Annotated in this window: 14 protein-coding genes and 1 tRNA gene; 11 read left to right on the top strand and 4 right to left on the bottom strand. The window is 66.2% G+C overall.

All coding sequences use genetic code 11. The features are described from left to right. From CDO44_RS11560 to CDO44_RS11530, 7 genes are all read left to right on the top strand, one after another. Window positions 1–744: a thioredoxin domain-containing protein gene (locus CDO44_RS11560; protein WP_003140986.1), complete on the top strand. Its 744-nt coding sequence runs from the start codon at window positions 1–3 to the stop codon at window positions 742–744. A gap of 195 nt (window positions 745–939) precedes the next feature. Next, entirely contained in the window at window positions 940–1434 is a 495-nt protein-coding gene (gene radC, locus CDO44_RS11555) for a DNA repair protein RadC (RefSeq protein ID WP_003140985.1), read from the top strand. A gap of 168 nt (window positions 1435–1602) precedes the next feature. Continuing rightward, entirely contained in the window at window positions 1603–2052 is a 450-nt protein-coding gene (locus tag CDO44_RS11550) for a TIGR03757 family integrating conjugative element protein (protein WP_019485267.1), read from the top strand. After that, window positions 2049–2993, top strand: a complete 945-nt coding sequence (locus CDO44_RS11545) for a TIGR03756 family integrating conjugative element protein (protein WP_003140984.1) — start codon at window positions 2049–2051, stop codon at window positions 2991–2993. The genes CDO44_RS11550 and CDO44_RS11545 overlap by 4 nt, the downstream gene beginning before the upstream one ends. A 10-nt stretch (window positions 2994–3003) precedes the next feature. Further along, window positions 3004–4410 (top strand): integrating conjugative element protein, encoded by a 1407-nt coding sequence (locus tag CDO44_RS11540; protein WP_031641637.1) that lies wholly within the window; start codon window positions 3004–3006, stop codon window positions 4408–4410. Next, on the top strand, window positions 4407–4760 hold the full coding sequence (locus CDO44_RS11535) for a hypothetical protein (RefSeq protein ID WP_003292115.1): 354 nt from the start codon (window positions 4407–4409) through the stop codon (window positions 4758–4760). Before CDO44_RS11540 ends, CDO44_RS11535 begins: the two co-directional genes overlap by 4 nt. Before the next feature lie 15 nt (window positions 4761–4775). After that, entirely contained in the window at window positions 4776–6299 is a 1524-nt protein-coding gene (locus tag CDO44_RS11530; RefSeq protein ID WP_011829990.1) for a conjugal transfer protein TraG N-terminal domain-containing protein, read from the top strand. 16 nt (window positions 6300–6315) lie between these two features. On the opposite strand, the gene CDO44_RS11525 is transcribed toward CDO44_RS11530, so the two are convergent. Beyond that, window positions 6316–6690: a DUF3742 family protein gene (locus tag CDO44_RS11525; RefSeq protein ID WP_003140980.1), complete on the bottom strand. Its 375-nt coding sequence runs from the start codon at window positions 6688–6690 to the stop codon at window positions 6316–6318. Between the two features lie 223 nt (window positions 6691–6913). Here CDO44_RS11525 and CDO44_RS11520 point away from each other — a divergent pair, with 223 nt between their 5' ends. From CDO44_RS11520 to mobH, 3 genes are all read left to right on the top strand, one after another. Further along, a complete protein-coding gene (locus CDO44_RS11520; RefSeq protein WP_031641635.1) occupies window positions 6914–7672 on the top strand; it encodes a type IV toxin-antitoxin system AbiEi family antitoxin domain-containing protein in 759 nt (252 codons plus the stop codon). Further along, window positions 7665–8585 (top strand): nucleotidyl transferase AbiEii/AbiGii toxin family protein, encoded by a 921-nt coding sequence (locus tag CDO44_RS11515; RefSeq protein ID WP_003140975.1) that lies wholly within the window; start codon window positions 7665–7667, stop codon window positions 8583–8585. The genes CDO44_RS11520 and CDO44_RS11515 overlap by 8 nt, the downstream gene beginning before the upstream one ends. Before the next feature lie 202 nt (window positions 8586–8787). Next, window positions 8788–10623: a MobH family relaxase gene (gene mobH, locus CDO44_RS11510; RefSeq protein WP_087780374.1), complete on the top strand. Its 1836-nt coding sequence runs from the start codon at window positions 8788–8790 to the stop codon at window positions 10621–10623. A 26-nt stretch (window positions 10624–10649) separates the two neighbouring features. Here the strand turns inward: mobH and CDO44_RS11505 are convergent, their stop codons facing one another. Continuing rightward, a complete protein-coding gene (locus CDO44_RS11505; protein WP_003282197.1) occupies window positions 10650–10949 on the bottom strand; it encodes a helix-turn-helix domain-containing protein in 300 nt (99 codons plus the stop codon). A gap of 105 nt (window positions 10950–11054) precedes the next feature. On the opposite strand from CDO44_RS11505, the gene CDO44_RS11500 reads away from it, so the two are divergent. Continuing rightward, entirely contained in the window at window positions 11055–11681 is a 627-nt protein-coding gene (locus CDO44_RS11500; RefSeq protein WP_016851970.1) for a substrate-binding domain-containing protein, read from the top strand. A gap of 47 nt (window positions 11682–11728) precedes the next feature. Here the strand turns inward: CDO44_RS11500 and CDO44_RS11495 are convergent, their stop codons facing one another. Together CDO44_RS11495 and CDO44_RS11490 are read right to left on the bottom strand one after the other, a co-directional pair. Next, on the bottom strand, window positions 11729–13582 hold the full coding sequence (locus CDO44_RS11495; protein WP_016851969.1) for an integrase arm-type DNA-binding domain-containing protein: 1854 nt from the start codon (window positions 13580–13582) through the stop codon (window positions 11729–11731). Between the two features lie 238 nt (window positions 13583–13820). After that, window positions 13821–13894, bottom strand: a tRNA-Gly gene (locus CDO44_RS11490). Window positions 13895–13944: the final 50 nt, after the last annotated feature.

The following is a 13944-nucleotide window of genomic DNA, read 5'->3' as shown; positions in this document are numbered from 1 at the left end:
ATGCGCATGCTTTCCTTCGCCCGCCGTCATCCCCGGATTGGTCTGCTGATCGTGGTGACGATTGCGGTGGCCTCGTGGGTGCTGCTGCGCGCGCCGCATCCGGCAACCGAGTCCATGTCCCTGGTCGCCGCCGGGTCCGAAGCGCCGAAACCGGCCGGCCCGCCCTGGCTGTATGGCCGTGCCGATGCGCGCTTCACGGTGGTCGGGTACGCCGACCTGGAGTGTCCGTACTGCCGGGCCTACTTCCCCGCGCTCAAGCGCTGGATCGACGCCCATCCCGAGGTGAACTGGCAGTGGCACCACCTGCCGCTGTCCATGCACGAGCCGGCCGCGACTGCCGGGGCGCGCCTGGCCGAGTGCGCGGGCGAGACCGGCGGACATGCCACGTTCTGGCAAGCCGTGGCGTGGCTCTACGCGCACACCCGTGGCGACGGCCAGGGCCTGCCGGAGGGCCTGCGCTATTCCGACCTCACGCCAGCCATGCAGGGTTGTCTCGACAGCGATCGCCCCGATGCGGTCATCCGTGCCCAGGCGGCGGAAGCAGCACAGCAGGGCATCGCGGCCACGCCGGCTCTGCAACTGCGCGACCGCGAGTCCGGCAAGACCCTCCTGCTGCACGGCCCCGTCGAAGGCGATGCCTTGCTGTCGGCCATCGACCTGCTTGCCGCCGGCAGCACGACCGCAGCCGAACCCACCCATTCCCCAGACATGCCCGCCGGCGTTGCCGGTGACATGCCCAGGTAGCCATCGATCTTCAAGGCTGCGGCGCGGCTTGTCCGCGTTGATCGAAACCCGTTCGCATCGCATCCCTTGACGCGAACAGCCACCGCATCCGCGGTGGTGGATGCCCGCTCGTCACCCGTTCCATCCCCATCGTCCCCAGGAGGGTTTGCCCTCCTGGGGCAGGCGCCCTCCGATCTCATCCATTGGAGGTTCGCCATGTCTCTTGCCATCGCCGACTCCCGCCCGGAGTCGCTCACCCTGATCGCCGCCCAGCACGAAGACTGGATCATCCAGCAGGCCATCACCCTGCTGGAGAACCGCGTGTTCAAGGCCGGTCCGGCGCTGGGCAGTCCCGCCGCCGTGCGCGACTACCTGCGCCTGAAACTGGTCGCGGAGCCGAACGAAATCTTCGCCGTCGTGTTTCTCGACAACCAGCACCAGGTGCTCGCCTACGAGCCGCTGTTCAAGGGCACGGTCGACCAGACTTCGGTGTATCCGAGGGTGGTGGTCCAGCGTGCGCTGGCGCTCAACGCTTCGGCGCTGATCCTGGCGCATCAGCATCCCTCGGGGAACACCGAGCCCTCGGCCGCCGATCGTGTGATCACCGAGCGGCTGAAGAGCGCCCTGGCCACCGTCGATGTCCGGGTGCTGGATCACTTCATCGTCGGCAAGGGCAGCCCGTACTCGTTCGCCGAAGCCGGCTTGCTGTAGCAGCACCAGCGGACGCGCATTCATGTCATCACCACGGGAGCCCTTGGCTCCCGTTTCCTTTCGCCGACCCGCCGAGAAATCGGGACTGACCGGTTTCGGTTTCTTTGTCGTTCCCTGATCTGCGTTGCGCTCGACTACGAGTCTGCATCGACTCCGCGGAGGCGCGACATGCCGGTTCATTCCCTCGATCTTCCTGCCGTCTCGCGGCGCCCCCTGGCCGCGAGGGTGGCCGCTGGACTGTGCACCGCGCTGCTCGGTCCCATCGCGGCGGCCACCGATGTGCTCGTCGTCACCGACGGCCGTCATCCGGTGCAGGCCCCGGCCGGCGTGCGGATCATCGAGCTGGACCAGGCCACGCGCATCGAGGTCGAACTCGCCGCGCACCTGCCGGCCGACCCGCAACAGGCCGCAGCCCTGGTGCGGCAGCGGTTGCATGACGGCGGCGAGGCCCTTCAACGCCGCATCGGCCACGCCTACCAAGGTGTCGCGGATGCCTGGGGACTGGGCATCGCCAAGATTCCCGCCGTGGTGGTCGATCGACGCTATGTGGTCTACGGCGAGCCCGGCGTGTCCCGCGCCGTCGCGCGCATCAACGCCTACCGGAGCACGCAGCCATGAGCCTCCTGCTGGCACGCCGGCGCCTGCGCGCCACCGTTGCCTCGCTGCTGCTGGGCACGGCCACATCGACGTTCGCCCTGGACACCGCCACCATCGTCTCGTCGGCGCTGTCCCCCGACTGCCTCGAATACCGCGTGGTCGGAATCTGCTACTGGCTGTACTGCACGCCCTTCGGCTGCTCGGTTCGCACTTCCGTCAAGGTGCGCCACTACGTCCCCGATGCGGTGGTCTCGAGCTACTCGAACACCGGCGAAAACCCGTGGCTGGAAGTCAGGGCGATGAGCATGCCCAACCCGACCGCCAAGGCGGGCGGTGACGGCACGACCAATCACGACAACGAGAACAACCTCGCCAAGTTCAAGAACGTCGATGTCATCGGCCATCCGGCCGGGATGGTGTTCAGCCAGTTCGCCAGCGCCTCCGGCTACACCTGCGAAGGCGCTGGCACGGCCTTCATGCCGTATCTGCTGAGCACGCTCGACACGATCGCCTGGCGCTACAACATCCCGGAAGCGTTCTACCCCGAAGCGCTCATCCCCGGCCGGCGCGAAATCGGTACGCGCACCGGCCTGAACCTCTGGGGCAACGTGTATCCCCGCGGTGGCTTCCTGCACCAGACCGACGACCACAAGAGCGGCGCCGTGGTCGCGCAGCGCGCGGGCGACATCGTGACGCGCCGCAACCAGATTCACGTGTACCAGCCTCTGCTGGCCAACGCCCGCGACGGCTACTGGCCGGCCGGCGCGCTGATGGAGACCGACGCCTCGACGGGCAAGTGGCAGGAGCTGACGCCCACGCTCTCGAACAGTTGCGTGGTCTTCCCGCACAGCCGCACCCGCGTGCAGGCCCAGCAGGGCGACTACGCCTGGGCCTTGTGGCGGCCTTACTCCTGCTGCCGGCGCCGTGGCCAGGTCTTCCTCGGCAGCGTCGATTTCATGTGAGAAACCCACGATGAACGCCTCCCTCCCTGACTTCCTGCACCGCGCGAAATCGCCCTTGCGGGCCACGCTGCTCGTGGCGGCCATCACGCTGGTCGTCGGCGTCGCCTGGGCGCAGACGCGCATCGATCCCAATGGCGTGAACGTCAGCGGCAGCGTGATCGGCGACGACGTGCTCTACAGCATCGGCGGCGGTCGGGCCGTGTCGATGGGTGGTGCCGGCAACATGCAGAGCATCGGCGTCGGCGTCGGCTGGAACAGCAACCTGATCTGCGGCGACATGAGCATCACCACGACGCTGCAGAACCAGCTCAACGGCATCACCAACGGCTTCCAGACGATCATGAGCAACGTGATCCAGAATGCCACCAGCGCCGTGGCCTCGCTGCCGGCCCTGATCATCCAGCGCGCCGACCCGGGGCTGTACAACCTGCTCACCAACGGCATCCTCCAGGCGCGCCTGGATTTCGACCGCTCGAAGATGACCTGCCGGGCCATCGCCAATCGCATGGCGGACATGGCCGGCGGTCAAGCCGGCTGGGACCAGCTCGCCGAGGGGATGGCGCTGCGGGATGCGGTCAGCAGCACCGATGCCGTCTCCGCCATCGAGCAGGCCGAGTCCAACAAAGGGAACAACGGCGTGCCCTGGGTCGGCGGCGGCAACGCGGGCGGCTCCGGCCAGAGTTCGATCAAGGTGGTCGGCGACGTGACGCGCGCGGGCTACAACCTGCTCAACGGGCGCAGCGCCACCGATACCTCGTCGATCGCGCGCAGCGCCTGCGGCAACCGCCTGACCTGCCAAACCTGGTCCTCGCCTGGCGCGGCCGCGGCCTTTGCGAATCGAGTTCTGGGCGAACGCGAGCAACGCACCTGCGAAAACTGCACGAAGACCCAGACCACGCCTGGCGTCGGGCTCACGCCAATGATCCAGGAAGAGTACGAGACCAAGCTGCAGGCGCTGCAGGAACTGGTGACGGGCGCCCGGCCGACGACGTTGGCCAATCTCGACGCAGCCGGCAGCAGCTCGCTGCCGATCACCCGCGGCGTGATCGAGGCCCTGCGTGACGAACCCGACCAGGACGTGCTGGGCCGGCGCCTCGCGTCCGAGGCTGCGCTGTCCAGCGTGCTGGAGAAGGCCCTGCTGCTGCAACGCACGTTGCTGACCGGCAAGAAGGAGCCGAACGTCGCTGCCAACGAGCTGGCCGTGCAGGCGGTCGACCAGGAGAACAGCGCGCTGGAGCAGGAGATCAACAACCTCAAGACCGAGCTGGAACTGCGGCGCACGCTGGCCGGCAACTCGGCGATGGCGATCATCCAGCGCCACAGCACCCGCGCTGCCGGCTCGCGCGGCGTCTTCGAGGGCGACACCACGCGCGACCGTCTGCGGGAAATCCAGAAGCCGCGGAGCGGTACGCCATGAGCCGGCTGGCCTGGCTGCGGCTGCCATGGCTGTTCAACCGCCGCGTCGGCGTGGCGCTGCTGTGGACCTTGCTGGTGGTCGCTGCCGCGGTGGCGGTGAACATCGCCGGCATCCACGTGGTCGGCGGCGTCGAGGGCTGGCAGCACTGGCTGCAGGCGCACGCCGGCCACTTCTTCGTGTGGCGTCTGTGCCTCTACGGAGCGACGGCTTACGGCTGGTGGTGGATGCGTCGGCGCCTGTTGCGGCGGGAGCCGTCCCGCGAGACGCATCAGCGCCTGCTGCGCACGGAGATCGCGGCCGTCATCGCCGTGGTCGCGCTGGAAGCCAGCCAGCTGCTGCGGCACGGCTGAGACCGGGAGGCAGGCATGACGCTCTACACCACGGACTACTTGGAGTATTACCTGACCCTGGTGGCTTGGGTGGTCAACAACGGCATCTGGAGCATCCTCGTGGCCAGCGGCGTGTTCGCGCTGCCGTTCGTGGCCATCGTGATCCAGGAATGGCTCAAGGCCCGCAGCGAAGGTGCGGACGAGGGCAACAAGGGTGTGCTGTCGACGATGCGCATCGAGAACCGGGTGTGGGTGGCGATCGTGGTCATCATGTTCGCGGGCATCCCGTTCATCCCGGTGGATCTCGCCACGATCAGGTTCGACACCACGCGCTCCGCGCAATGCCAGGTCAACGTCCCGCTGCCCAACGACACGGGCTGGTCCAACGTCTACACGGCGCTCAACGACCAGAGCGCGCTGGTGCCGGTGTGGTGGTTCTTCATGCACGCGCTGTCGAAAGCCGTGACGGGCTCCGCGGTGGCGGCGATTCCCTGCGGCACGGACCTGCGTCAGATTCGCATGGATGTGGATGCCACGCGCATCGACGATCCGGTGCTGGCACAGGAGGTCGCCGACTTCACGCACGACTGCTACGGGCCGTCGCGCGCCAAGCTGTTCATGAACCGGCCGACGCTCTCCGACGAGCAGATGAACGACGTCACCTGGATCGGGTCGAGTTACTTCCTCGACACGCCCGGCTTCTATGACACCTATCGCGCCAAGACCCCACGCACGGCCTGGCCCTACGACGCGACCCGCGATGCGGGGTTGGCACAGGTGGACAGCGGCGGCGGCTATCCGTCCTGCCGGCAGTGGTGGGCCGATGGTGGCCAGGGGCTGCGCAGCCGGCTGCTGGCACAGGTCGACCCGGACCTGCTGACCCGCATCGGGCGCTGGGTGGGCTTCCTGTCGCAGCGCGAGGTCAATGACTCGGTGATCCGCGCCGTCGTCTCACCGCGGCAGCAGAAGATGAACCAGGGCGCCGTCTACACCGACTACGGCGGCCAGATCGACAAGACGCTGTCGAACATCGTCACGCGCGGCGCGAGCGACCTGGGGCTGACCGTCGGCTCGCTGGGCTTCTTTCCGGCGATGGACGTGGTGCGCCAGGCGCTGCCGATGGTGCTGACCATGCTCAAGATGGCGCTCGTCATCTGCATCCCGCTGGTGCTGCTGATCGGCACCTACGACCTGAAGACGGTGGTGACGGTGAGCTGCGTCCAGTTCGCGCTGTTCTTCGTGGACTTCTGGTTCCAGCTCGCACGCTGGATCGACAGCACGATCTTGGATGCGCTCTACGGCTGGGGGTTTGGCGCGGACAGGCCGCACACGAACTTCGATCCGTTGATCGGTTTGAACAACGCCTTTGGCGACATGTTGCTGAACTTCGTCATGGCGATGATGTTCATCGTGCTACCGGGTTTCTGGGTAGCTGCGCTCGCGTGGGTTGGTGTCCGCGTAGGCAGCATTTCGCAGATGCTCTCAGCAGCCACCGATGGCGCCAAATCTGCGGGAGGCAAAGGCGCTGACCTTGCAATCAAAGCAGCGAAGGCGAAGTAGCGCCGAGAGTGGCGAGCTACTCGTCGTCCGCGCTGCCGCCGTCGATGCGTACCTCGCCCCGGTAGAGACCGTATCCGTCCAGGCCGTTTCGCCATTGAGGCTCGTCATCATCACTGCTTTCGTCGGCATCGACGTTGCGTACCATCCAGGCAGCGATCACCGCAAAGGCCAGCAGCAGGACGAGCCAGGATACGGTGTATAGCAGCATGCCAAGTACGGCCAGCTTGACGATCCAGAGCACCGCCGTCGCCGCGCCCGCGGGCACCCCGCGCGTCACCAGCCAGCCGGCGACACGCTGCTCGCGGCGCAGGTATCCACGCCAGGCACGGCCAGCCCCCCGGCCCAGCCGGTGGCTCCAGCGCCCGTTGTGCGTGTTGGTGGTCATGTTCATGTGCCTCGGCTTCAGTGGTGCCTCACCTCATGGAGCGGCCGGTTGGGGCTTGCCCTCCAGCATAGACCGCGACCAGGAGGGCGGGTTGCGGCTGGCAGAGCCGGGTCGGCCTGGGTCGCAGGTCGATTAGATTCTGCATGATAAATAAAACCTTATGCTACTTTCCCTGCGCGTTCCTGCGATAGCTCTAGGGGCTGATTGGATTCCGTGCTATTTTTATAGCATGGATGGAAATTCTAGGCACCAGGTAATCAAGCGGCTGCAGGCGGGACTCCCCCGCGGGGCGCCGTTCGACCTTGCCACCCTGAGCCAGTTCGGGGTGTCGCCCCAGCTCGCCGCCCACTATGCCGACGGCGGATGGCTCGTGCGCTTGGCCCATGGCGTCTATGCCTTCCCGAACGATGAATTCGGGGTCTACGGTGCGCTGAAGTTCCTGCAACAGCGCGTGCCCGGCCTGCACGTCGGCGGCAAGAGCGCCCTGGCCCTGCAGGGTGTGCGGCACAACCTGGGCAGCCGGGAGGTGCTGGTGCTGTGGGGCGACGGTCGCTTCGCGTTGCCGGCCTGGTTCACTTCGCGCTTTCCGGCCCGCTACGTCCACGCCCGCCTGTTCGACTGGCCGGATACGGCGCTGGCCGGCAAGACCCTGACCACGCCGCCTGGCCTACCCGAGGATCTGCGGGTGGCAGCCCCCGAGCGTGCCGTGCTGGAGCTGCTGTACGAAGCCGGCGTCAAGCAGAGCCTCGAAGAGGCCCGCAACCTCTTCGATGGACTGCGTTCCCCCCGCAAGGACTTGCTCGGGCAACTGCTGTCCTGCTGCTCCAGCGTGAAGGCCGTGCGCCTGTTCCTGACCTGGGCGCGCGAGACCAGCCTTGTGGATGTCGATGCCCTGCTGGAGCAGTACCCGGTTCGCACCGGCAGCACCACGCGCTGGATGAGCCGGCTCGATGACGGCACCTTGCTGAGCCTGAAACCTCATGGATAAGACCTACGCGGACACCGTTCGCCTGCTGCTGGCCGTCGCGCCCGACGTGTTCGCCAACGACATCTTCGCCATGAAGGGCGGCACGGCCATCAACCTCTTCGTGCGGGACATGCCGCGCCTGTCGGTGGACATCGACGTGGTGTACCTCCCGTGGCAGACGCCGCGCGACGAAGCGCTGCAAGCCATCAACCAGGAGCTGGCCGCCATCGCCGCGCGCGTTGCACCACTGGGCGTGCAGACACGCCTGGTTCGCGCCAAGGACCTGGGCGACACCAAGCTGATCGTCGAGAACGACGCCAGCCAGGTGAAGATCGAGGTCAACGTCGTGTTCCGAGGCAGCGTGCTGCCCGTCGAGCGGCGGCCGCTGAGCGCCAAGACCAGCGATCTGTTCGGCGTCGAGTTCGAGCTGCCGGTTCTGGCACCGGACGAGCTGTACGCCAGCAAGCTGGTGGCCGCGCTGGATCGGCAGCACCCCCGCGACCTGTTCGACGTGTGGCAGCTCTACGAATCGGGCGACATCAGCGACGGCATGGTCGAGTGCTTCGTGATCTATTTGGCGGGCCACAACCGGCCGCCTCACGAAGTGCTGTTCGGCAACGACAAGGACATCGCCGGCGAGTACGAGCGGGCCTTTGTCGGCATGACCGAAGTGGACTGCTCCCTGGAGACACTGCTCGACGCTCGCGCCACGCTGCGGCGCGAGCTGCCACGGCGACTGAGCACCGCGCACAAGCAGTTTCTGAGCGGGCTGGCGCGCGCAGAACCGGACTGGTCGCTGGTGCAGTGCCAGCACGCCGCGCAACTGCCGGCACTGCGCTGGAAGCTCGCCAATCTCGAAACCTTCCGCAAGCGCCGTCCCGACGACTTCGCAGCGCAATCCGCCGCCCTCGACACCGGCTTGGGCCAGAGCTGACGAACATCCCGCAGCGCCCCACTTGCCGGGATTGCCCCATGCCGCATTCATCGTGGCACCCGCGAAGCAGCGGCCCTATACCCAAAGGCTTCCGACAAAGGCCAAAGGGCTGGGAAGGGGCAAAGGAAGGGCGCCAAGGGGAAAGGCCCTATCCTGAAAAGGCCAAAAGGCGCCCCGAGCAGCCCGTCATCCGGGGTTCGCCATGCTCTCGCTGTTCCAGCGCAAAAGGGTGCCACCCGCCGCCGGCACACCGCCCACCTCCGCCATCGAAACTCAGAAAGGGTCGATGCGGCCGGAGTCGGCCGCATCGCTGCTGGCCACGCCGCGCCGGCAGAAACTACTGGAACACATCTGGCAGCGCACATCGCTCTCGCGCCGGCAGTTCGCCACGCTCTACCTCGCCCCACTGGAGCGCTACGCCGAGCTGGTCCAGCAGTTCCCGGCCTCCGAGAACCACCACCACGCCTATCCGGGCGGCATGCTGGACCACGGCCTGGAGATCGTCGCCTATGCGCTGAAATTGCGGCAGTCATACCTGCTGCCTGCGGGCGTCACGCCGGAGGCACAGGCGGCCCAGGCCGAAGCCTGGACCGCAGGCACGGCCTACGCGGCCCTGCTGCACGACATCGGCAAGATTGCCGTCGATCTGCACGTCGAACATGCCGACGGCAGCGTCTGGCATCCCTGGCACGGCCCGCTGCGAAAGCCCTACCGCTTCCGTTACCGAAAGGAGCGCGAGTACCGCCTGCATAGCGCCGCCACCGGGCTGCTCTACGCGCGCCTTCTCGATCGGGACATCTTCGACTGGCTCAGCGGCTATCCCGACCTCTGGGCCGCGCTGCTGTACGTGCTGGCCGGCCAGTACGAGCACGCCGGCACGCTCGGCGAGCTGGTCGTGCAGGCCGACCAGGCATCGGTCGCCCAAGAACTCGGCGGCGATCCCAGCAAGGCGCTGGTGGCGCCCAAGCATGCTCTGCAACGCAAATTGCTCGACGGCTTGCGCTACCTGCTCAAGGAAGCGTTCAAGCTGAACCAGGCCGGCCCGGCGGACGGTTGGCTGACCCAAGACGCCTTGTGGCTGGTGAGCAAGACCGTCTCCGACAAGCTGCGCGCACATCTGCTATCGCAAGGCATCGACGGCATTCCGGCGAGCAACACGGCGGTGTTCAACGTGCTGCAGGATCACGGCATCGTGCAGCCAACGCCGGATGGCAAGGCGATCTGGAAGGCTTCTGTCACCAGCGACGCCGGCTGGTCGCACGCCTTCACCTTCCTGAAACTCTCGCCGGCGATGATCTGGGATGCCGCCGACCGGCCGGCGCCGTTCGCAGGCCGTGTGCAGGTCGAAGAGGAACAGGCGGAGCCGACGCCGCAGGCGACAACGGTGGCCGATGGGCCGCGCGCCGAAGGCATCGAAGCTGCATCCGCGAGCACGGCGCCGATCGCATCCGCAGCCACGGACATCGGCGTGGCCGCGCTGCTCGACCTGCTGGGCGACACTGCTCCATCCACAGCGCCGGAGATCGCCGAGGCCGAGCCGGCCCCTTCGACCGCGCCCCCGCCGCAGATGAGCCTCGCGCCTTCCCAGGATCGCGCGGAGCCCTCCGGGGCGCACTTCATGGCCTGGCTGCGTCAGAGCATCCAGACGCGCAAGCTCATCATCAACGACGCCAAGGCCCTGGTGCATACCGTCGCCGGTACGACCTATCTCGTCAGCCCCGGCGTGTTCCAGCGCTACGCGCAGGAGTACCTTCAAGTCGCCGCGCTGGCCAAGCAGGAGAAGCTGGAGGGGTGGCAGTGGGTACAGAAACGCTTCGAGAAGCTGGGACAGCACCGCAAGCAGCCGAGCGGGCTGAACATCTGGACCTGCGAAGTCACGGGGCCGCGCAAGTCGCGCCGGCTGCACGGCTACCTGCTCGTCAGCCCGGATGCGCTGTTCCAGGAGACGCCGCCAGACAACCCATACCTGCGGCTCGTCAACGAGGCCGCAAAGCGCGAAGATTCAGCCCTTGGGGGCAAGGCCGACGATCAGGGGTAGGCATGCGACCGCTGTGCGGGCCGGCTTTAATCTGCGGATGGGGCCGACTCTGCCAGCTTGGCTTCGGTCAGAGTCATCAAGTGGGCGGAACTGCATTTCAGCGCACGGGCAATCTTGAGGATGAGAGGGAGCGTGGGGACATGCTCGCCGCGCTCGATCTTGCCCATGTGCGACCGTTCGATGCCGGCCATGTGGGCCAGCGTTTCCTGAGCGATGCCCTGGTTGGTTCTTTCTTCCCGCACGGCAGCCCCAAACGCGATGGCTGGTTCCGCTTCGTAGGTAGTGGTGCCGGTGGGGCGGCCCCTTTGGATCGAACGCTTTGGCATTGCCAAGAGCGTCGAACACGGTCACGATTTAAACCACGTTAAACTTAACTCATCCAACGGCTTCGAGATCAGTTGCCACGAGTTCACCGCCTGGGGGAGCTGGACGTGGAATCGAGTGACATCACCGCCGAAATTCGCATGGCCGTCCTCGGCGAATGGGTGCCTTCCCAGCTCGCCGACGTGCTCGCCCTGCAGCGTGCCGAAGAGCCGGAGACTCATGCCGTCTTGGCCGGCTGGACAGATCCCGGTCGAGGCGCGGAGCTGCCGGACGACGGCTTCGACTTCGCCTTGTCTGCGGTTGCCCGGCAGTGGCCTGGCTGGGTATGCGAACCGCTGTGGCATGACACGCTGGCGGTCGCCGTGGCCAAGCGCTCCCACCTGCTGGCCTACCGTGAAGTGCCGTGCGGGGAAGTGCTCAAGCAGCCCTTGATCTGCTCGCAGTCCACGACCGATGAACCATGGCGCATGACCGTGCAGCGTGTGTTCGAAAACGCGCTGCAAGAGCGAGAGCAAACGGTGGAGACATTCGATGTGGCGATGACGCTGGTTGCCGCCGGATACGGGATCGCCATTGCGCCTGCCGCGAGACTGGCGAGCTACCTACGCCGAGGCATCGCCGTGCGGCCGCTGGCCGGCGCACCAACGATCGTGATGGCTTACCTGCTCCGCCGCAACGCTTCCTTGTCGGACACCCAGGCAAGATTCGCCCGCCGCGCGCGCTTGGTGTCCTGACAGACGTGCGGGGATCGCGGTTTCGCCACGATCCCGCATTCCTGCTGCTAGGCGACTCCGACTCGCGGCGGGGTCCATTCGCTTTCCTTCACGGCTGTGCTCACTGCCATGACGAGCTTGTCGAGATTGCCGGCCGTCACGCCCTCCAGTGCCGAATGCCCCCGCAGCATCGAGCGCGGTTGCAGCAGTGCATGGTAGATCTGCCAAGGGTCCGCACCCCTGGTCAGCTTGAGGACGGACTGGATCAGCTCGTGCTTGAGTGGGTCGAGGTGCCAGTCCGGCACCCGCTGGCCGCGGTTGCCCACGTTCAACGCCAGCAAGTTGCCGGCCTTGATCTCGTAGCTGATCCACCTGCGGGACTTGCCCGCCATCTTCGCAAACGCCGCGACGGGAAGGTTGTGCGGCGCTTCGAAGACATCGAACAGTTCCATCCTCTCGCGCTGAATGTCCGAAGGCACCAGCGGCGCGGCCGACCGAGGGGGCGGAACCGCCGGCAGCCGGTGTGCGGCGGCAGAAACCAACGGCATGGCGTCGCCGGGCTTCGTCACGAGCAGGATTGGCGAAGCGGCAACCGGCGTGGAGGGTGCGCTTGCGGTTTGCTCATTCGGGAACGCGGGCACGCCTTCCAGATGCACGGTGAGCGGCATGCTGGCCGCCTCGACCTGGTTCTGCTCGAAGAGGTCGAGCCGATCGGCCCAGTCCTGCATCATGCGGCGACGCTGTTCCACGTACTCGGCATGGTTGTAGGTCGCGCTGACCTTGTTGGGATCGACATGCGAGAGCTGTGCATCCACCCAGACCTTCGGGTAGCCGATCTCGTTGAGCGCAGTGGACATCGTGCCGCGGATACCGTGTCCCGTCAGGCGTTCCTGATAGCCCATGCGTTTGAGCGCACCATTGAGCGTGTTCTCGCTGATGCGCTTCTTCAAGTCGCTGTCGTGCCGGAACAGGTGGCGCTGGGCCGGCTTGAACTCATCCAGCAGGTGCCGGACGATCTCCATGGCCTGAATCGACAGCGGCACGATGTAGGGCGGGATGTCCTTTGGCTGCTGCCGCTTCTTGCGCATATCCAACTGGAGTTGCTTCACGACGTCGGGCGGGATGATCCACAGCCCACGGTCCAGATCGAATTGATCCGGCGTCGCCTGTCGCAGCTCGCCGGTTCGCACGCCGGTCAGCAGCAATAGCCGCAGCCCGAGCTGGGTCTGCCGCCTGCCGCGATAGCTGCGCAGCCGCTGCAACAGCTTCGGCAGCTCGGCCATGCGCAGGAACGGGTTGTGGTTGACGGGTGGCAGCGGCAGCGCCACCACATCGAGATCGGAGGCGGGGTTTTGCTCCAGGCCCGGCACGATCACCAGCGCGTAGCGAAACAGTTGGTTGAACCACGTCCTGACTTTCTCGGCGACGGAGAGTGCCCTGCGCTTCTCGATCTTGGCGATCACCTCCAAGAGGTCGGGACGCTTGATCTCATAGACCGACCGCTTGCCCAAGGTGGGCAACACATCCTTGTCGAAGATCCGTGGAAGTATCGAGAGGGTCGTCTGCCGGCCTTCCTTGAGGCTGAGCCCGCGATGCTTGAGCCACTTGCGATACACCGCCTCGAAGGTGTTTTCGTCGGCGAGCCGGACAGCGGTGCGCTTCTGCTTGCGGTGAACGCGAGGATTGGTGCCTTTGGCCAGCAGGGCGCGCGCTTCGTCGCGTAGGCTGCGGGCCTCGCGAAGCGTCACCTCCGGGTAGGTGCCGAGCGACATCCGCTTCTGCTTGCCCGCCCAGTAGTAGCGGAAGTGCCAAGTCCTGCCCCCTGCAGCCGTGACGGCCAGGGAGAGGCCATCCAAGTCAGGGAGGGTGTATGCCTTGCCAGTTGCCTTGGCCTGTCGAACGGCCAGGTCTGAGAGTGCCATGCTCTTGCTCCTGAACATGAGTCAGGAACCAGATGCTGATCACGTCGACCTCGCCCCTCCATCAACAATCCGGAATCAGCCGCGCCCGCAAAAATGGACTTGTTTGTGGACTTAAAAGTCCCGGCTGTAGGCGGATCGCAGTGGACTACGGCAGAACGTCAAAGAGAGGAAAAGTCCTTGTGTGGCAACGACTTGCAGACTCTCTTGGACTTCTGCGGAAGTCCGCAGAATGATGCGGTGGAGCGGGTGAAGGGAATCGAACCCTCGTATGCAGCTTGGGAAGCTGCCGTTCTACCATTGAACTACACCCGCGCAGGCCGCAATTTTACGCAGTTTCTTTGAATCAAGGCAAACCGCCCGTA

This window comes from Pigmentiphaga sp. NML080357, assembly GCF_002188465.1.
Taxonomy (GTDB): Bacteria; Pseudomonadota; Gammaproteobacteria; order Burkholderiales; family Burkholderiaceae_B; genus Pigmentiphaga.
The sequence above is the reverse complement of the archived record's forward strand: the minus strand, read 5'-3'. Positions and strand labels throughout refer to the sequence as shown.